Raw genomic sequence first — 19419 nt, 5'->3', positions numbered from 1 at the left:
CCTTCTCACGACGGAAAAGACTTCTGCTCCTCTTTAGGCTCACTTGCTGGTTCCATATGAACATGAGAGTGTAGAATATCATGTTCCTGCTTCATTCTGCGTTCAATTTCATCTGCAATATCATGGCTTTCTGCGATGTTTAAATGCGGTTCTACTTCAACGACCACATCCACATGGACGGTGCTTCCAAGATAACGAGCTTTAATGTCTTTCAAATCGCCCACTCCTGGTGTCGCTTCAATCGTCTCTTTATATTTAGACATATCTTTTATATGAAAACCGTCCGTTAACGAATGAGACGCATCTCTGAAAATCTCCCACGCCGTTTTACAGATAATTAAGCCAATCACAAACGCAGCAAGCGTATCAACCCACGCCAGCTGAAATTGAGAGGCGATAATTCCGACAAACGTCCCGATACTCACATAAGCATCTGATTTATTATCAGCCGCTGCCGCATATAGCGCCTGGCTATTAATTCGTTTAGACAGTTTACGGTTATACATATACACGCCATACATCACAACCGCACTTCCTGCTGCCGTCCAAGCTGCAATCATATCAGGCGTTTGATGCTCTGATGAGAAAAGCGACTGGCCTGCACTCAGCAAAACCTGAAGCCCGACAAGCATCATAATAAAGGAAGCCACAAGTGACGCAATATTTTCAGCTCTAAAATGACCGTATGGATGATCCTCATCAGGTGGCTTCTGAGAAATACGCAGCCCAATTAATACGGCCAGCGAAGCAATGATATCTGTCGTATTATTCAAGCCATCTGCGGAAAGGGCTTCTGAATGAAACACATACCCAATGATCAGTTTGACAGCAGATAAGATCACATAGGCTATAATGCTGACCCAAGCACCTGTTTCACCTTGTCTTAATTCGTTGTAGCGCTCCATACCGAACAGCGCCTCCTCACACATTACTTTTCTATATTTATCTTACAAAGCCAAGCCCGTGTGGGTCTACAGCAACATGATTCGCTTGAATCAGCAAAATAGGAGACATAGAAATGTGTTGACCTAAGCAAACTTATTTTTATAAGGTCAATTGACCTCAAGACCTACTCCCATCAACGTTTTTCAAAACCACCCCGAAAAATGAAAAAGAACAAAATCACTCTACTATCTAATTGTCAGAATAGTTTTATTTCAAAACACAACTTTTCTTTCTTCCTTCTTATGCTATTTTTAAGAATGGGCAGAGGAAAATGAGGGAACATAATCTCTCAAATCCTTTATACTTTTTAACATCATGTTAAGAGGTTTGAAATGTCAGTTTGATAACCTGTCCAATGCTGAATGACAATTCAGTATGATAAAATTTAAAATATTCTAAAAACAAACTCTTGAATAAAAGAGAAATGTTTGGAGGTAAAGAAATGTCCAACATGACAAACGGTCTTCAAAAAAACCTTAAGACAAGACATATTTCAATGATCTCCATTGCCGGGGTCATTGGGGCAGGGCTATTTGTTGGTAGTGGTGCTGTCATTCATTCTGCAGGGCCTGGATCGATTCTTTCCTATTCATTTGCCGGACTTCTGGTCATCTTTATTATGAGAATGCTTGGAGAAATGGCATGTGCCTATCCGACAAGCGGCTCTTTCTCACAATATGCGAGCGACGCCATCGGCCCGTGGGCCGGGTTTACAATCGGCTGGCTTTACTGGTTCTTCTGGGTCATCGTCATCGCCATCGAAGCCATTGCCGGTGCTGCCATTATTCAATATTGGTATGGAGATGCACCTGTTTGGCTCACAAGTCTTATCCTCACAATCCTCTTAACTTTGACAAATATCTTTTCTGTTAAATCTTTTGGCGAATTTGAATATTGGTTTTCATTGATTAAAGTCGTCAGCATTATTCTATTCCTACTCATTGGTTTTGCATTTATCTTTGGTTTTGGCGGTCATCATACTGCAGGTCTTGCCAATTTAACGGGGAATGGCGGTTTCCTTCCAAACGGGTTCGGCTCTGTGCTCCTCGGGATTGTCGTTGTCATTTTTTCCTTCATGGGAACCGAGATTGTGGCAATTGCCGCAGGTGAATCAGCAGACCCTGTCAAATCTGTGACAACAGCTACCCGTTCAGTTGTATGGCGTATTATTGTGTTCTACGTCGGGTCGATCGCCGTCGTTGTCACTTTACTCCCATGGAATTCAGCGAATATTTTAACAAGCCCGTTCGTTGCAGTATTAGAATACATCGGTGTCCCATCAGCCGCTCAAGTCATGAACGTCATTGTTTTAACAGCCGTTCTTTCTTGTTTAAACTCCGGCCTATACACAACGTCCAGAATGCTTTATTCATTAGCTGAAAGAGGCGAAGCACCAAAACGTTTTATGAAAATCAGCAAACGCGGTGTCCCTGTAGCAGCGACAGTCGCAGGTACCTTCTTTTCCTATATTGCCGTCATGATGAACTACTTTTACCCTGAAACCATCTTTCTATTTCTAGTCAATGCCTCTGGTGCCATTGCACTTCTTGTCTACTTGGTCATTGCCGTTTCACAATTAAGAATGCGTCGTAAAATTGAAAAAGAAAATCCAGAGCAACTCAAAATCAAAATGTGGCTGTTCCCATACCTTACGTACTTTACCATTTTGGTCATCTGCGCCATCTTGGCCTCTATGCTGTTTATCGAATCGATGAGACCTCAGCTCATACTGACAAGCATCATTACCATCGGTGTACTAGCCGCCTACTTCATCTTTAAACCGAATAAAAAAGTGCCTGCAAGTGCAGCGCTTGAAAATAAACACCCTTAATTCTCCCGCTGAAAAGCGGGTTTTTTTATTTTATTCACCTATTTGGATGTCCGCACTTATAATGTATCAAATTGATTTTAAGTGAGGATTAGTCAACATGAACCTAGAAAAGTTTGTTGACGAGCTGCCAATTCCAGAAGTCGCAGAGCCCGTCAAAAAAAACCCAAGACAAACGTATTATGAAATCGCTATGGAGGAGGTGTTCCTAAAAGTTCATAGAGATCTGCCCCCAACCAAGCTATGGACCTATAATGGCAGTTTGCCGGGTCCAACCATTAAAGCGAATCGAAATGAAAAGGTCAAAGTGAAATGGATGAACAAATTGCCGCTGAAACACTTCCTGCCTGTCGATCATACCATTCACGCTGGACATCATGATGAACCCGAAGTCAAAACAGTCGTTCACCTGCATGGGGGCGTGACACCTGCAAGCAGTGACGGTTATCCGGAGGCTTGGTTTTCGCGAGACTTTGAAGCGACCGGTCCCTTCTTTGAACGAGAGGTTTACGAATACCCTAATCACCAGCAAGCATGCACATTGTGGTATCACGATCATGCCATGGCATTAACACGATTAAATGTATACGCCGGATTAGCTGGCTTTTATTTGATCTCAGATGCGTTTGAAAAATCACTCGAATTACCGAAAGATGAATATGATATCCCTTTAATGATCATGGATCGGACATTCCAGGAGGATGGCGCACTGTTTTATCCAAGTAGACCAAATAACACACCAGAAGATAGTGACCTTCCAGATCCCTCCATCGTGCCATTTTTTTGCGGGGAAACGATTTTAGTCAATGGAAAAGTATGGCCGTATTTAGAAGTAGAGCCGCGAAAATATCGTTTTCGTATCTTAAACGCGTCCAATACAAGAACTTACGAGCTTCATCTAGATAACGACGCCACAATCTTACAAATTGGATCTGATGGCGGCTTTTTGCCAAGACCTGTTCATCACCAATCTTTTAGCATTGCACCTGCTGAACGTTTTGATGTCATCATCGACTTCTCAGCTTACGAAAACCAAACGATTGTTTTAAAAAATACGGCAGGCTGCGGTCAGGAAGTCAATCCAGAAACAGATGCGAACATTATGCAATTTAAAGTCACTCGACCGCTCAAAGGAAGAGCAGCTAAAACATTACGTCCGATCTTCAAACCACTTCCACCACTCCGGCCGAGCCGAGCTGATAACGAGCGAACGCTGACCCTTACTGGCACACAAGATAAATATGGGCGCCCGATTTTATTACTAGATAACCAGTTTTGGAATGATCCTGTCACAGAAAATCCTCGACTTGGCAGTGTAGAGGTGTGGAACATCGTCAATCCAACAAGGGGTACACACCCTATTCATTTACATCTTGTTCAATTTCGAGTGATTGATAGAAGACCATTCGATACAGACATCTATCAATCAACAGGTGAAATCGTGTACACAGGACCAAATGAGGCGCCTCCTTTGCATGAACAAGGCTACAAGGATACAATTCAGGCGCATGCCGGTGAAGTCATTCGCATCATCGCTCGGTTTGTCCCATATAGCGGACGATATGTGTGGCATTGTCACATTTTAGAACACGAGGATTATGACATGATGCGGCCGATGGATATCATTTAGTAAATATGAAACCTCCTCTCTCTTAATTGCGTAATATAAAAAGGGCTAACAGCTTCTATATATTAGCCCTCTATTTTCTTTTCAATCTCCATGAGAAAAAACGAACAATGTATCGCATGAATGGCATTTATTTGAACATTACACACTTAAAAAGTTGACGAAGTAAACCGATAATACTACTATATACCCATTACCTCTATCAAAAGGCACTTAAGAAACCAAGCACGAACAAATAGAAAATCGTCATAAAAAACGGAGGAGTTCAATTTGAATGAAGAAAAAGAGACTTGCCAGGTCAAGCAAGAAATAGTGGCAGGTAATAGGGAGAAGCTTTCAATTCATGAAAACGAGAGCATTCGATCAAACATTGAACAACTAACAATTGAACTCGGTGAACAAAAAGAATTCAATCACTTCATATTAGATGAAAAACAGAAGGCCATCAGCACATTATCCGCTCTCATTGCAAAAGGTGATTGTGATGAAGAGTTAAAAGCTCATTTTGTACAAGCATTACATATCGGGCTCTCTGTTATAGAGATTATGGAGATCATTAAGCACTGTACAAAGGTTGCAGGATTCCCTCATTCCATTAATGCCTTGTTTATTTTTCAAAACTTACTAGATGAAAACAATAAATAAATAAGAGAAAACGAGAAGTCTTCTGTCCTCTCGTTTTTTTATTTCCACTTACTTTACTCTCTTACGCTGATTCTGTCACAGTAGCAAAATATCAAAATACCACTCATTTCCTTGCTTAAAAAGTGATGTTCATTTCACAAATCCGCATTTTTCACCAACACATCCCATGACAAAATAAAAAAACGTCCAGTTATATGAAATAACTGAACGCGCACCTTTTACCGATTGACAGTGAAATTGTTAACAATCCCGCCTTCTTTCTCCCAAGCGGTTTCTACTGTTTTCTTCTTAATATCATATTCAAAAATGGTTCTGACCTTCGCCTTTCGTCCTGTGTCATCCTTTAATTCCTTTGCGTTCTTTGCAACACCTAAGAAATAAACAGATGTACCATCCGCAGAAAATTGCGGCTGGGCAGCACTTAAAATACGCACATCTTGGCTGTTTTTAACGAGTGTCTTCGTTTTTCCTGTATCTACATCCATCACCTTAATAGATGATACTTCTTTTTCATTTCGAACCTTCACTTCTGTATAAATGAGTTTTTTATGATCTGGTGAAAAAGAAATATCATTGATGGTTTGAGAAATACGTGCAATTCGCTTACCCTTCTCACCTGTTTGTAGGGTAATCTTCATGGTCGTTGGTTCAGGATCCATTCCTTTTTCATTTGCCTCATCCGTCTTTTTATAATCCTCTTTTAACGAATAATGCTGAATGGCCAACAGATTTGATGCTGGATCATAAGCAAAAGAACTCACCGTATCATCATCACTTTTTTCTGGATATAACACTTTCACTTTCTGTGTTTTCAAATCAAAAGACGCTACATAAAATTGCTCACCTGAATCCTTGTTATACCTTAGATATAACTGTTTTCCGTCACCAGAAAGTCTCATACTGTCGATTGAATCGTCACTCGTAAAGAGCGTTTTTTCTTTATCCGTTTTCACATTCAATTCCCGTATACTTACTTTTTGTGTGTCTTCATCTGTATACGTGTAGTATAAAAGCTGTTTCGCCTGATCATAAGCAATTGAAGGATATGCTGTCAGTTTCTCTGTATGAAGCGCCTTGTCATGCAAGTAATAAGTATTGTTTAACTTTTGATCCGTAAATGAAACAAGCAATTCGTCTTTTGCATCTTGATTTGTTTTCACTTTTCCTGCATGTTTTGCCTCTTGCCCCGGCTTCATCATGAAGAAGATGACGGCCGCAATCACTGCGACTCCAATTACTGTGATGATCCACCATGTTGATTTTTTCATTGACTTTCAGACCCTCTCCACAAGAAAAGAAGCCAGAAAATGAACTTTTCCCGCTTCTTTGCATGCCTATGTATTAATAAGTGTAATGCCCTTTGACGACACCTTTACTTGTTTTATACCCAAGTGCTTTGAATGCTTTCGGACTTACGTCTAATACTGCGTTTGGCATTCTACCTACATCATATTTATATACTGTAATCACTTTATGTGGTTTCGCTTTTGTTGTCACTCTTAGTTTTGTACCTTTTTTCGGTACATCAAATCCCATTTTTGTTGCTGCATCCCAATGACCGAGTTTTTTTCCATCTGCGCCTTTTTTACCGACACCATTATACCATGTAATATTGCCGCTTACTTTTTTTGCACTTGCTCCATGTGAGAAACTAAACGCTAAAAATAAACTAGCTACTGTTACGATTGTCGCGATAAGCTTTTTATTCATTAAAAAATCCTCCGTATTTGGTTTCTGACCCTATTATACATGAAGATGCACCCAGTTATTTTACAGTCACATTACAATTCGAATACAAGTTGACCACTTAATGACCGATTTTGTTCATAAATTTCACCAAAAACAGCCAGAACATTGTCAGTAGATCCCTCCCTTTTGTTTTATATAATAGAAATGAATCAAAGATAAGGAGGAATTTTCATGAAAAAGTGGTTCATCGTTTTGAGTGTAAGTTTGATCTTCGTTTTGATGCTTTCAAGTATTCCTGCCTCTGCGGCTGGTCCTCGTCACGGCGCCATCGTGACACAAACGGATGAAGCCAAATGGTCAGGTATCTCGGCTGATATTGTGCTGCCAAAAACAGCCACCATTAAAAATGGCTATGCTGACTGGTATCTTGGTCTCGGTTCTGCCGTTGTTGAAAGCGGGATTTCAAAAACATCTTCCGGCTATAAGGTCTTTCTTGGCAGCGGCTCGCAAGGCGGCAGTCAATATTGGAACAGTGAATATGATAAGAGCATAAAGGATGGCGATCGTGTCAACTTAAAGCTCATCAACAATGGTGATGGCACAGTGTCACTATACGTCAACGGGAAACTGCGTTATAAACAGCCTGTTTTCAACCCTAGTCGTCTGAAAGACCTCGATGTCGTCAAAATGGTACACGGCGTACAAGATAATGGAACAAACAGCTACTCGCAAGCAAGTTTCTCTAATGTACAGCTCCGTGCAAATACATCTGGAAGTGTCTATAAAAAATGGGACGGCACCGTCAAATCATCTCTTTTACGCAAAAATCTAGAATCTGGTGCTCCGGCTCCAAAATTCACGGTCATTTCGTCTATCCCACTTAGTACAACCCTTTCAGCACAATAAAACACGAGCACCCAACTTTGGGTGCTTCAAAATTGCTGACAAAGAGCTAAAATGATTTTATTTTAGCTCTTTGTCTTCTTTTCAGCGTGCAAGAAAACCTTTGCAGTCTAGGAAGGGCGAGCACCGGCGCGGAGCGAATTTGACATTCGTGAGCACCGGCGCGCAGGCCTGACACCGAATGCGAGGGTTTGTCTACACGCTGGAGCACCCAACTTTGGGTGCTTTTGATTGTTCACAGCTTATCAACACTTCTCTTTTAATCAAAACATCAATTCGTGGTAACATAAGCATACATACTTTGAAGAACAAAGGAGAAAGAACGTGAGAAAAAGTCTACTTGTTTTCATGAGTCTTGTTGCAACCTTCTCTATCCTAGCAGCTTGCTCAAATACGGCAAAAGAAGAAAAAACAGAATCTACGGCACTTCCAACGATTAATGAACGCATTCAAAATGAAACGAAAGAGGTCATGGAGCAGTCTAAGCTCGTAAAAGACACAGCGATCACCGTTGATCAAAAGAAAAAAGTCATTTCCTTAAACGTGACGGCTTCATCTGAGACCAATAGTGATTACGCTGAAGTCATTGGTTTGAACTTTGCCAAAACACTAGCTATTGGTGCATCCACTGAAAAGGAAAACAACCTGCATAAACCGGAAAATGACAGCCTCGGCGCCCTCTACTCCTTTTATGACCTAAACATTACCGTGAAACAGGAAAACGGAAAAGTACTGGCAAAAGGAAAGAAAACAACAAATGAAACAAAGATTACCTGGGAGAGAGCCCAGTAATTGGACAAGAAAATTCTTTATGGATTTTCTTGTTTTTTTTAACAAAACTATTAACATTGTGAAAAGAATGCCGATGAGTAAGATTGTGTTGGTTCTTAAGTACCAATAATTCTTATTTACATATCGGAGGAAAGTATCATGAAAAGAACAACGGAATTTGTTTTAGGCTTAATTGGAGGAATTTTTGGATTTTTCGGTGCAATGTTTGCCATTGCCTTTGGAGGACTCGATGCCGCATTTAGTGAATCAGGTACGAGTCAAATCACAGGATTAGGCTGGGCAGCGATGCTTTTCTCTATTCTTGCGATTGTGGCATCTGTTATCGTGAAGAAAAAAGCAAAGCTTGGCGGGATTTTATTATTAGTATCTGCTATTGGTGGTATTATTTCTATTTCTATGTTCTTTATCCTTCCAGCTGTATTAATCCTCATCGCAGGATGCATGGGTGTGTTTAGAAAAGAGCCTGTAAAAACAGTTCCAGCTGAATAAAGTTGATATAAAAAAGCTTGTAGAGAGCCACTCTACAAGCTTCTTTTATTGTATATTTTCATTTAAATCTTCTCTTATGATATCAATCAGCGTGTCAATATCCGAGTGAGCTCTAGATGCTAATCGTACCAGCAAATGATCGATATCCTCATACAAATGACGATCTTTCAACATATACTTCCCATAATACGGAATGACAAAGAAATAGAGCAAATCAGCTACTTCTAGTGCAACGTCATCACCAACTTCATTCTTTAGCGCCTCCCCAACACATTGGATCAGCCAATTCAAATCTTCTTTCTTTTCAATCGGAACGTACATCAGCTGATGAATACGGTCCGTATCTCCCGTTTGTAAAATCTGCTCCGCTACTCCCTTTGATAGAGCACCAATCTCTTTAGAAGATATATTAAGAACCGCGAATTCATTCTCTGATCTGTCTTGATCCATTTGCAGTACGTATTGGTCCATCTCGACTCACTCCCCGTTCTCAGATACTTTTATTATAAGGAATTCAGCTAATTTTTTATGGAAATAGTGGATTTTTTATGTAATTTTAAACAAAAAAAAGAACCTAATGATATGATTCAATCTCAATTGGCATAAAAAAACCATTGCACTTTATTTCAATCTATCTCAATATATGTATGTTAGTAGATTGAAAGGGATGAGAGAAATGAAGATGAAACACCCGTGGATCAAAGGAATTATTGTCAGTGTGGTTCTCGTACTTGGGCTTGGAATCTTTCCTGTCCAGCTGCCCTTTTTACACATGACTTATGCGACACCAGTCGCAAAAGCAGCTACACCGAAATACGTGACAACAGCGAATGTTCATCTTCGCAAGGGACCTGGAACAAAATATTCAGTGATATTGACCATTCCAAAAGGGAAAAGGATTCCTTATCTTAAAAAGAATGGTTCATGGATTCAAACAAAGTATAAAGGAAAAACGGGTTACGTCAGCTCTCAATATATCAAAAAAGCAGGCAAAAGCTCACCAGCTTCATATGCTGCTCCTTCCACTAAAACGCCAGGTACGTATGTAAAAGGGATATTGGTTGTGAATAAGAAACATAGACTCCCGTCTTCATACAATCCCGGAGAAAACAAACAAGCGAGAAAAGCAGTAAACGCTATGATCGCGAAGGCCAAAAAAGCAAACATCCGACTCACCGCTTTTAGCACCTTCCGTTCATACGACCGCCAGCGTGTCTTGTACAACAATTACGTCACCTCTCATGGCAAAAAACAAGCAGATCGATTTAGCGCAAGACCAGGCTATTCCGAACATCAAACCGGCCTTGCTTTTGATATCGGCGGTGCCAATTCAAAACATTGGGCTGAAGATTCTTTTGCCAATACGAAAGAAGCGAAATGGCTGTCCAAACACGCCCATGAATTTGGCTTTATCATCCGCTATCCGAAAGGTAAAGAAAAAGTGACAGGCTATCAATATGAACCATGGCATCTCAGATACCTCGGATCAAAAAATGCGAAAAAAGTGAAAAAGAGCGGCAAAACCCTTGAAGAATATTTGAACATAAAAGGATAACAACAAAAGCACTCTTTTTCTTCAGAGTGCTCTTTTCATATATTCTCTTCTCTCTTTTTCATCGCAGCCACCATTTCCACTTCACCCTCTGCTTCCAGCTGTTCAATAATGCGAGCATAATCTCTTTCATGGCGATTTTGGCTTAACTTAAAAGCAGCTTGAACTTCATTAATGATGATTTTGAAGCCCACAATCCCTTTCATTTGTTTCTCTAACAGTTCCTCAGATAACGTATCCCATAACACTGGCTGATCTCTATGACTTTCATATGTCTCCAGCATCGCTGTTAATTCCTTGACCAGTTCTGATTTTTCGAGCAGTGCAGCCTTTCCATATACATGTACAGCTTGATAATTCCACGTCGGTACGGCTTCTTTCTCATACCATGAAGAGGATATGTAGGCATGCGGCCCTTGAAAAATGACGAGCACCTTCTCATTTTCTTCAAACGTTTTCCACTGAGGATTTCCAATTGCCATATGCCCTGAGATCACATACGAATCGCCAATTTGATGAAAACTCACTGGAATATGTGTCGCAATGGGCTTTTCATTCGTTGTCGTCACAACTGTAGCAAATGAATGTGATTGAATCAATGATTTGATTTTCTCCATATCTTTCACTTGAAAAAATGATGGTATATGCATGGTCCCTTCCCCCCTTATTTAATTAGTAGCTTCTCTTTTTGCCTTTTTTCACATCTTCCCAATCTTTTTCGATATTCTTTCGCACCCTTAGAAGATACTCATAAATCTGTTCCGCTTCCTCTTCAGAAAATCCATCCAGCGCTACCCGATTTGAATGATCATGTTCTCGTTTGATCATTGGATAGACGGCTTTTCCTTTCTCAGTTGGAAACAGCTTCTTGATTTTCCTATTCACTGTGTCATCTTTTTTCTCAATAAAACCATGCAGCTCTAATTTTTGAATAGCCCGGGCCGCCGTTGTTCGGTCTACCTTGATCATCTCCGCTAGTTTTTCCTGAATGATGCCAGGCTCCTCACAAATACGCACAAGATACAAATACTGCCCCTTCGTTAAATCATACTCTTTAAATTCAATATTACTAATGGAATCAAGCGCCCGAGCAATCACGCCAATCTCCCGCAAAATTTCTCTCATTTATCACGCCTCTTTTTTATTGTATTTACATAAATTTTAAAAATTAGTATAGCTCATGAATATTGTATATGCAATAAAAAGCCCACTTCCTCTCTGGAAGTGGGTTCAACCTCTTATTTATCACGCCTCTTCGATCCAAACAATCCAAACACGACAGCCAGTGCAACAATAATCGCCACCCAAGTCGTAAAGCCCATATGATCACCGCTTTTCTTTTGAAAATCATCTCTTTATGTTAGATAAAACCAAAAAAATCACTGTCTCTTTAGTTAACGGATGTAAAGCGGTGAAAGTTTCAATTCATTTAACGCTCTTAACCAAAAAATAAACAAAACAAAAACCCCTATATTTCAAGGGGTTTTCGGGGGTGTTTACATCATTCCACCCATGTACCGTAATCAAACAAGAACATTCGTTCCTATTCATTTCGCCATTTATTTCTTTAATTTAATTGAAATGTTATTTCATCTTTTTGTTGATATTCACATTCAATTTCACTAATTGTGACCAAACTTGTGACCAAAAAAGCCATCCATAAGGACGGCCAGATGTGAGTAATATAAGAAGAAGTTAATCATTGAAATATACGAATTTTTATAACACCTGTTTCCGCAGGTTAAACCGTATACTTTTATTATACACCACACTTAGACACCGAACAAATATTCGGTTATAATCTCTAATGAGGTGTATGAAATGTGGAATACAGAAAAAGATCAAAACCGTTGGAAGATGAAATTCATCTTGCCAGAACATAATGAGGCTTTAAGACAGCTGCATCTTGCAAAACATAAGATTGAGCGGCCAGTTTTAAGCCCTGAACAAATTGAAGAATTTGAGTATACAATAGCGACTGCAATGAGTGAGGACATGCCCCTCAATTTTGAGTTATTCGATAATGGGTTTGTCAGAGAAATTTCGGGGCGGGTTGTATACGTGGACCACATAAAGAAACTGTTTCATGTAAAAGATAGCCGTTCTGATACAAATTTAATAAAATTTGCAGATATACTTAATGTAAAAACACTTTAAATAAAAAGGCCGCCCTTCTAGGCGGCCAATAAATTCATTTGTTAATGTTTTTCTTTAAATCCTCAATTTCATTTTTGAGGATTTTATTTTCTTTCTTTAGTTTTGAAACCTCAACGACTGTAAATAACAAAGTTGCAACTATAAGTAAAATCAAAATATACTCAAACATGTTAAATATCCATATAGTAGTCATCAAAGCCAAATGTCGCAGCAATACCTATTACCGGTACTAATGCAGCTCTGAAACCCCATCTGTGTTTTTTGTAAGTTGATTTCGTTAACTGCTTGCGCTTGTAAAGTTGATTGGCGATATAGCGACCAGCAGCATATCCACTCCCCACAATTGCGGTCATCCCAGTAATTATGCCGATCACAACAAGTATAGGATTATGTACTGTGGCTTTATCTTCTTTGTCGAAAAGACTGTCGATTTTAAAGATGTCATTGTCAGTTAGGCCAAGATCTAACGCACCTTTATATAATTCAGGATCGTTTTTTGTAAATGATTCAGACGGTGTTTTTTGTTCATATTGCGGCTGAATAGCTTTTGCATCTGCAAACTCTCCAAGCGTACAGGAGATACCCAATGCAGCTACAATGGATAATGAAATTCTTGTTATCCATTTTTTATTCAAATCAAACCCTCCCCTTTTTAATCCCATCAAGCATAACTTAAAATATACAGTAATTTCCATAGTTACAAATAACCGAATAGCGAAGGTGGATTAGTAATAAAGTATGTAATTTACGACAAACAAAAAAGCCCCCATCCATTAAGGACAGGGGCTAATTTCTTTTCCTATAGTCATATGTCTATAGATTTTTATTTTAATAGTTTTTCGAGAGCGGCTTTTGTCTTCGGTCCGTAAATGCCGTCGGCCGTTAGGCCATGCATCATTTGAAAACGAGACACTGCATTCGCAGTCTTGGGTCCGTAGTACCCATCGATTCCATTGTTGATCGCTCCTTTATCTGGGTAATAGTAAACCGCCGCTAGGGCTTCCTGTACGGCTTTTACTCCCGCCCCCTTTGTAAGAGGCTTTGTTACTTTTAAAACGCCAGAAGGTAGGTTGTATGTCTTTTTAGAAGTGCTTGTTTTAGGCTTGCTCGTGCTTTTTGATGGGGCTGATTTTACAGGTTTAGCTTTTGTTGTTTGTTTTACTGTACCAGCTAAAACCGCTTTATAATCAAAAACAGGACACGCTTTCCAAGAATAGCCCGGAAACTCATTGTGCCCTCTTGTTCTTTTGTAGTTTGGCATATCTTTCTTCAATGCCGTTACTAAAGCTCGAAAACTCGTTTCCTGTGCTGCTGTTGGTTTTTCGCTCCTAAAATCACCCACCAGGCAAACACCAATTGCAAAGCGGTTAGAGTCACCTACATGATATGATTTGATACCTAAATTATGATTCCACTCAATCGTTCCGTCCTTCAGAATTACAAAATGATAAGCAACTCCCGGCCAACCATTAGTACCTACATGATAGTTTGCAAATGCTGCACTGTTCCCCGATGTTGTTAAGCTATGATGTACTGCGATGTCGGTCTTAGCATTGACACCAACATTTGCATAACTCCCCTTACTCTTGGTTTTTCCTCGAAGATCAACAAGCTTGCTTAATTGTCTAAAATTCATTTACTTTCTCCCCATTCATTTAATGGAATTAAAATAAGCCACCCGAAGGCGGCTTCTATTTTGTTAATCCTTTTTGCTTCAAGACTTCCTTTTGTTGCTTACCTTTTGATGTCACATAGTTGTTTTTAAACCATGTGATGAGCGTCATAATCGTTGTAAAGATTGTGGAGCCAGCAACATATAAAACGTTCGCTAGATTGTTTACTGACTCTTCATCCAATGGTAAAGGCGTTTTACCGAACATAACTAAAAACTGATTGATCAATGCAACTAAAAGAAGCACCGTGCGTATCACAGTGCCTTTGTCGATGTTTTTCATATTCATTTCCCCATTTCATTTATTTTTGTAAGAATGTAAACGCAAGGGCAATCACACCGCCAATTACACCAGTGCAAACAGCGGTTATAATCGCACCTGTTATTGTTCGTTTGATCCATGTTGTGTTTTCTTCGATTTTGTTAAGTTGATTATTCAAGCTGATAATTTGCTGATCATGCTTGTCTTGACCTCTTTCGAGAATGTTGACTCTCTGCTCCAAAGTTGTATGACTGTTTTTTAATTCCGATATATCTTTTTGTATGATATTCACATCATTAACCTCCGTCATCCCTGACATGAGTTAGCCCCCCTAGTCCTATTTCAAGTTCCTCACCTCCTTAAAGAAGGCAAAATAAAAACGCTTATTCAGCGTTTGCGTTTGTGTCATTCCCTTGTTGATTTAATAAAGCTTCTTTAAGCTTCTTATGTTCCTCAGACAACATCGTATATGTGGCCCTAACCTCTGCAAATTTATTGTTTGCTTCATTAAGTAGCTCGCTTAGACTGATCACTTTTAACTGTGTCGCTTTCAGTTCTGTTTGCAACTGTTCCTTTGTCATCTCATTACTCATTTGTCATATCCTCCTGCATTTTAATTTCTTCTTTAATCTCTTGAAGTGTTTTTTCTGCTTCTTTCAATCTTTCTTCCAGTGATTTTGTAGGAGCGTCACCTCTAATTACGTTGGGTATCAGTTCCTTCATCTTCAATCACCCTTTCTACAAACGCATTTATATACCCATCTCTTTCACCTTCCACACCTACTCTGATACTTAATAGAGTTAAAACGAGATAGTCGGACCCGGTATAACACGGCATTTGATTAGGTGACATGTAACATTTGTCTAAATGATAAGCGTGATTTTTTTCCTCATCCATCGTTATATAAAGGTCATACAGCACTGAATATCTGTTTTCTTCATCCACATCTAGCTTTATCAAGGCTGCTGGAAGCTCACCTGTAACTAATTCCCCTTCATACCTGTGATGAATAGTACAAGCGCTCAATTCAATTCCTTGATCTGTCTCTTTAGCTTTTAAAGAGCGGAAAAATGGATTGAATCTCTTATCTCCTCTAATTTCAATCAAAGTGAATCCCCCTTCACTTCTATATTGCTTCTGTAATCATCATTATGTTAACTGTGTAATTGCGGTCGTTGGCACTAGCTATTCCAGCAGCATTTCTTATATAGATCCTGAAACCTGAAGTTGTTTTATTTTCAAATGCTGCTATGACAGCACTTGAGTTCGATCCTTCCACCTGCAGAAAAACATTAAAGACATTTTCTATATTCCGAAACCCTCCAAATGTGTAATCATAGCTTCCAGAATTGCCGGACATTCTGACAGTAACATTATCAAAAATAATTTGGCAGTTTGTTTGAAGTGAGTTCATGTACCGTTCATGCCAAACACCAGCAGCTCTCAAAAGGGTTCTAGTTTGGTTTCCGCTATACATATCGATGGTATGGGCGTTCAAGTTTACCGAACCATTTAATGTACTTATAATAAATCCTTTTTTTGCGAATACACAGAAATACCCGTTATCTACATCGACTGCAAAGTTCCCATCTTTGCTGACACTCCATGTACTTTCATAATATTGTCCGTTACCTTTAATATAATAATTTGTTCCTACAGAATTGATAATAGTTTCTTCATTTGATGTGATAGTAAGGTCAAGGGTATCCGCTGTCATAGAGAAAAGGTCTCTCTCAGTCGATCCGTTGTATTCCGTCATTTTAAAACCTGAACCATCTATGAAATCTGAAAACAGGTAGAATCTATAAGTCTCTTTACCTAACACTGATAATCCTGAACCGCCTTCAAGGGTTATAAAGCCTTTATCAATTGTTGTTCCTCCAACCACTTCTTTATTGTCATCTTTAAATGATTGTTTAAAAACTCCGTCTTTTATAGTTAATACATTTGTGGTGCCTTTTGTATATTCTTGATATATCTCATCAGCAGTCATATAAGATTTATACCTTGAATTTTGAGAGATAGGTTCAATCCTTGCACCTTTTATAAGCGAACCTTCTATCGTGATACCTTTAATCGTGCCAGCTGTGATTTTATCAGCAGATAGATTGGCTATTTTGGCATTTGTGATGGCTCCATCTGTGATGTGCGCCGTGTCAATTATCGCTGTTCCTAAATGTGCTTTTTGGATTGCGGCATTTTGAATGGCTGCCGTTCCAATAGCAGCATCGTTCACGTGAAGTGCTGTAACAGACTTTTCAGTTAACATGACATCATAGGGGCTTGGTGACCATCCTTTTATTTCACTACCTGATCTTAACTGAACATTGCGTATATCGAACGAAACAGATGTCACATCTAAAGTTTCAATACCTTCCACAGTTGTTGCTGATCTCGCAACACTGCCTATAATGGTATCTTGTGAGTTTGGCGTAAAATTGACCCAAGATGAATTATTGTTGTATTGCCATTGTGAGCCGTTATATCGCACTACTCTAAAATCATATGTTTGTACAGTGACACCGCTTGTAAATCTTGAATTATCTGATCCAGTAAACATTAAAAAGGCATTGGATTCAGTAGAATTTGCGCCAGTACCTTCTAAATTTGTGCTAATTTCTGTGCTTCCCTTTGGGAATTTGTAAACAGTACCGTCTGGCGTGGTAAAAGAAGCATTTTCACCGAAGATAACTTGAATTTCCCCCGGATTATACAAGCCGGAAAACTGCATGTTTTTCAGGAATTTTATGTCTCTTACTCCCCCGCCACGTTGAACCCCATTTACTGTTAGTGCGGGCACCTTTCCACCGAGTCCAGCTATTAAGATGTAATAGTCCGAATTGGTATTCCCCGTAAATTCAAATGGAAAATCATATCTTACAAATTCTTCTTCTGGATAATTGGTCATGTCCGTGTATGGTGATGGAATCAAAATACTTTCCGTACTATTAGAATTGGTAATTCTTCTTACATAAACATAATTGAAGTTATCCATTAAACCTCTTTTGGCTTCGAAAGACAAAATATATTGTTTTCCGTTTTCTAATCTCAGCGTTTTTCTTTTGTTTGTTGTAATTCCAATAGCATTGTAAGTCGAATTTCTCATCACAGAAACGACATTAGACCTTTCGTTTTCCTTGAAGAAAAGAAAACCATTATTTATTGCTGTCAAATCACTTGATCGTAGAAGAGAACCTGGTAATATATTTGAATTTGCAATGTCCGTGTACAGTTTTTCAGCCGTTACTGACAATGAAGCTAGTTTATCAGCTGTGACAGCACCAAACATAATATCATCGGTGAGGATTCTCACTGTCTTAGCTTCATATTCTTCTGACCAATCGCTGGCCGTTCCATGTGTATTTATGGTTCTCAAGCGGTAATACCATACCTGATCAGCTTCCACGCCGTCTTGATGATGCCACCCGCCTGTTTTGCCTCGGAAAATAAGCTGTGCGGCTGTAGGTGTAAACCCCTTGTTTTGTGATGCGTACACTTCATACGCAGCTATAAAGGATCTAGGGTCATAATCCCATGTAAGTGAAATCGTCTTGTAAAGACCTTCTACTTTAATATTTGCTGGACGTGGTGGCTTTGTATTCGGAAAACTGCCATCAGTCACGTTACCCGCTTCCGGCTTCCGCTCCCATGTGCCCCTGTTACTATCAATTATCTTTTGCAGCTGCTTTACTCGATCATCGCCCTGTAAGGCTGACAAGAACTGCCCGATCTCAACGACACACGTATTTTCAGGATCGGTGATGTCATATTCCATTACTATAATTCGCTGTGAAGTTTCGATCGGAATTGCGAAATTACGGTCAATAGCAATGGTTGTATCTCCAAGATCGACATGCTCGTGCTCATACCCCTCAACACCTTCAAGCAGCTTCACTGATAGCTCATAATTGACCTCAGTTATTGAAGCCACCGTGATTAGATGATTGTATGTTGCTTTCAATAACTCTTCAGGATCTTCAATATCCTCATCACTGAAAATATCTTCTCTATGAATCAATTCCCCATTTTTCAAGCGGCCGTATTTTTGTAATAGAGCAGGATCGCCTACCCACTCTTGCCCCTTTGGTTTGTCTACTGGATCACCATTTGATTTTTTCCACTCAACATCTGAGAAGTCGATGAAACGAGAATAACCACCTGTCTCCTCTCCGTCTTCGTCAGTTGTTTGTAATGAAGCACCATAACCATACAAAGCAGTCTTCGGATAGCTGATCACAGTACGTCTGATACTCTCTGTGTCCTTATCAATTTCAAACCGCTTACCGCTGTCTTTTCCTCTTCGTGATAATACCTTGATTGTGCGTTTAGTGATGGTATTTCCGTCAAACTCCACTACATCTTTAAACTCTCCGCCCCATTTGTTCAAGACATCGCTTAAACATTCAAGAGCAGTCATTTTATAGAATGAAGTCGAATTCAAGCCCAACTCGGCGGTCACTTCTGCGGTCCATCTGGTTCTTTCAAACACTTGATCAAGAACCTCTTGAGCGGTCCTGTCTTTCGGCCTTCGCTCTTTTATGATTGTTTCCGCTAGTTCCATCATTGCTGCTTCGCAAGTAACAAGGGTATTGATCTCGGCACCATCATCCGTATCATCAAGCTCTTTTATGACAAATGCCCGTAATTCGCCGTCCTTATCTCGGAACACCACTTGATTTTCTTCAAATAGATAACGTGCGTCAGGATGGGAAGCATCCGCAATAAAAGAAAAAGAAGAACCCAAGTTGAGTTCTTCTTTGTATTTTGCATCCCAAAAATTGCAGGAGTCCTGCCCGTCACTGGACAGAACAGCCAAAAGTTCATCTTCTGGCGATAAAATGAATATTTCAGCCATGA

The 19419-nt window shown here is 39.6% G+C and carries 22 protein-coding genes; 8 read left to right on the top strand and 14 right to left on the bottom strand.

Features of this window, described 5'->3' with window-relative positions:
- Window positions 1-5 precede the first annotated feature (5 nt).
- Window positions 6-905 (bottom strand): cation diffusion facilitator family transporter, encoded by a 900-nt coding sequence (locus tag KVT11_RS15290; RefSeq protein WP_008344349.1) that lies wholly within the window; start codon window positions 903-905, stop codon window positions 6-8.
- Window positions 906-1387: 482 nt separating this feature from the next.
- Between KVT11_RS15290 and gabP the strand changes: the two genes are divergently transcribed.
- The 3 genes from gabP to KVT11_RS15275 all read left to right on the top strand — a co-directional run bounded on the left by gabP (window position 1388) and on the right by KVT11_RS15275 (window position 5045).
- Window positions 1388-2776 (top strand): GABA permease, encoded by a 1389-nt coding sequence (gene gabP, locus KVT11_RS15285; protein ID WP_024719380.1) that lies wholly within the window; start codon window positions 1388-1390, stop codon window positions 2774-2776.
- Between the two features lie 97 nt (window positions 2777-2873).
- On the top strand, window positions 2874-4403 hold the full coding sequence (locus KVT11_RS15280) for a multicopper oxidase family protein (protein ID WP_025206837.1): 1530 nt from the start codon (window positions 2874-2876) through the stop codon (window positions 4401-4403).
- A gap of 267 nt (window positions 4404-4670) precedes the next feature.
- Window positions 4671-5045 carry a carboxymuconolactone decarboxylase family protein gene (locus KVT11_RS15275; RefSeq protein ID WP_046342826.1) on the top strand — a complete coding sequence of 125 codons (375 nt, stop codon included), beginning with the start codon at window positions 4671-4673 and terminating at the stop codon, window positions 5043-5045.
- Window positions 5046-5263: 218 nt separating this feature from the next.
- On the opposite strand, the gene KVT11_RS15270 is transcribed toward KVT11_RS15275, so the two are convergent.
- Window positions 5264-6313 carry a hypothetical protein gene (locus KVT11_RS15270; protein WP_017359848.1) on the bottom strand — a complete coding sequence of 350 codons (1050 nt, stop codon included), beginning with the start codon at window positions 6311-6313 and terminating at the stop codon, window positions 5264-5266.
- A gap of 73 nt (window positions 6314-6386) precedes the next feature.
- The gene (locus KVT11_RS15265) at window positions 6387-6755 is read right to left on the bottom strand and encodes an RlpA-like double-psi beta-barrel domain-containing protein (RefSeq protein WP_003213878.1); all 369 of its coding nucleotides are present in this window, start codon (window positions 6753-6755) and stop codon (window positions 6387-6389) included.
- 210 nt (window positions 6756-6965) lie between these two features.
- On the opposite strand from KVT11_RS15265, the gene KVT11_RS15260 reads away from it, so the two are divergent.
- The 3 genes from KVT11_RS15260 (at window position 6966) to KVT11_RS15250 (ending at window position 8918) form a co-directional block, all read left to right on the top strand.
- Window positions 6966-7640 (top strand): hypothetical protein, encoded by a 675-nt coding sequence (locus KVT11_RS15260; RefSeq protein WP_116307530.1) that lies wholly within the window; start codon window positions 6966-6968, stop codon window positions 7638-7640.
- A gap of 321 nt (window positions 7641-7961) precedes the next feature.
- Complete coding sequence (locus KVT11_RS15255) at window positions 7962-8429, top strand: hypothetical protein (RefSeq protein WP_017366718.1); 468 nt, start codon at window positions 7962-7964, stop codon at window positions 8427-8429.
- A gap of 138 nt (window positions 8430-8567) precedes the next feature.
- Complete coding sequence (locus KVT11_RS15250) at window positions 8568-8918, top strand: DUF4064 domain-containing protein (RefSeq protein WP_041506691.1); 351 nt, start codon at window positions 8568-8570, stop codon at window positions 8916-8918.
- A gap of 45 nt (window positions 8919-8963) precedes the next feature.
- Here KVT11_RS15250 and KVT11_RS15245 read toward each other — a convergent pair whose 3' ends face one another.
- Complete coding sequence (locus KVT11_RS15245; protein WP_116307527.1) at window positions 8964-9389, bottom strand: hypothetical protein; 426 nt, start codon at window positions 9387-9389, stop codon at window positions 8964-8966.
- Window positions 9390-9594: 205 nt separating this feature from the next.
- Between KVT11_RS15245 and KVT11_RS15240 the strand changes: the two genes are divergently transcribed.
- Entirely contained in the window at window positions 9595-10473 is an 879-nt protein-coding gene (locus tag KVT11_RS15240; protein ID WP_116307516.1) for a D-alanyl-D-alanine carboxypeptidase family protein, read from the top strand.
- Between the two features lie 35 nt (window positions 10474-10508).
- Here the strand turns inward: KVT11_RS15240 and KVT11_RS15235 are convergent, their stop codons facing one another.
- Both KVT11_RS15235 and KVT11_RS15230 read right to left on the bottom strand, forming a co-directional pair.
- Window positions 10509-11120: an FMN-binding negative transcriptional regulator gene (locus tag KVT11_RS15235; RefSeq protein WP_116307513.1), complete on the bottom strand. Its 612-nt coding sequence runs from the start codon at window positions 11118-11120 to the stop codon at window positions 10509-10511.
- Between the two features lie 22 nt (window positions 11121-11142).
- Window positions 11143-11595: a MarR family winged helix-turn-helix transcriptional regulator gene (locus KVT11_RS15230; protein WP_008344363.1), complete on the bottom strand. Its 453-nt coding sequence runs from the start codon at window positions 11593-11595 to the stop codon at window positions 11143-11145.
- 696 nt (window positions 11596-12291) lie between these two features.
- Here KVT11_RS15230 and KVT11_RS15225 point away from each other — a divergent pair.
- Window positions 12292-12627: a YolD-like family protein gene (locus KVT11_RS15225; protein ID WP_217609064.1), complete on the top strand. Its 336-nt coding sequence runs from the start codon at window positions 12292-12294 to the stop codon at window positions 12625-12627.
- 170 nt (window positions 12628-12797) lie between these two features.
- Here KVT11_RS15225 and KVT11_RS15220 read toward each other — a convergent pair whose 3' ends face one another.
- The 8 genes from KVT11_RS15220 to KVT11_RS21075 all read right to left on the bottom strand — a co-directional run bounded on the left by KVT11_RS15220 (window position 12798) and on the right by KVT11_RS21075 (window position 19417).
- Complete coding sequence (locus KVT11_RS15220; RefSeq protein WP_138825251.1) at window positions 12798-13262, bottom strand: hypothetical protein; 465 nt, start codon at window positions 13260-13262, stop codon at window positions 12798-12800.
- 188 nt (window positions 13263-13450) lie between these two features.
- Window positions 13451-14263 (bottom strand): peptidoglycan recognition protein family protein, encoded by an 813-nt coding sequence (locus tag KVT11_RS21310; protein WP_217609063.1) that lies wholly within the window; start codon window positions 14261-14263, stop codon window positions 13451-13453.
- Between the two features lie 55 nt (window positions 14264-14318).
- Window positions 14319-14582, bottom strand: coding sequence for a phage holin (locus tag KVT11_RS15210; RefSeq protein ID WP_217609062.1), 264 nt, complete (start codon window positions 14580-14582; stop codon window positions 14319-14321).
- Between the two features lie 19 nt (window positions 14583-14601).
- Window positions 14602-14880 carry a hemolysin XhlA family protein gene (locus KVT11_RS15205; RefSeq protein WP_052320757.1) on the bottom strand — a complete coding sequence of 93 codons (279 nt, stop codon included), beginning with the start codon at window positions 14878-14880 and terminating at the stop codon, window positions 14602-14604.
- Between the two features lie 64 nt (window positions 14881-14944).
- A complete protein-coding gene (locus KVT11_RS15200; RefSeq protein WP_024720115.1) occupies window positions 14945-15154 on the bottom strand; it encodes a hypothetical protein in 210 nt (69 codons plus the stop codon).
- Window positions 15147-15284 (bottom strand): hypothetical protein, encoded by a 138-nt coding sequence (locus KVT11_RS15195; RefSeq protein WP_217609061.1) that lies wholly within the window; start codon window positions 15282-15284, stop codon window positions 15147-15149. The genes KVT11_RS15200 and KVT11_RS15195 overlap by 8 nt, the downstream gene beginning before the upstream one ends.
- The gene (locus tag KVT11_RS15190) at window positions 15256-15669 is read right to left on the bottom strand and encodes a hypothetical protein (RefSeq protein WP_217609060.1); all 414 of its coding nucleotides are present in this window, start codon (window positions 15667-15669) and stop codon (window positions 15256-15258) included. The genes KVT11_RS15195 and KVT11_RS15190 overlap by 29 nt, the downstream gene beginning before the upstream one ends.
- A 19-nt stretch (window positions 15670-15688) precedes the next feature.
- Window positions 15689-19417 (bottom strand): phage tail protein, encoded by a 3729-nt coding sequence (locus KVT11_RS21075; RefSeq protein ID WP_254636502.1) that lies wholly within the window; start codon window positions 19415-19417, stop codon window positions 15689-15691.
- Window positions 19418-19419 lie beyond the last annotated feature (2 nt).

Source organism: Bacillus sp. GbtcB10 (assembly GCF_019091365.1).
GTDB classification, from domain to species: Bacteria; Bacillota; Bacilli; order Bacillales; family Bacillaceae; genus Bacillus; species Bacillus altitudinis.
Note: the sequence above shows the minus strand (reverse complement) of the source record. Positions and strands in the feature narration are given on the sequence as shown.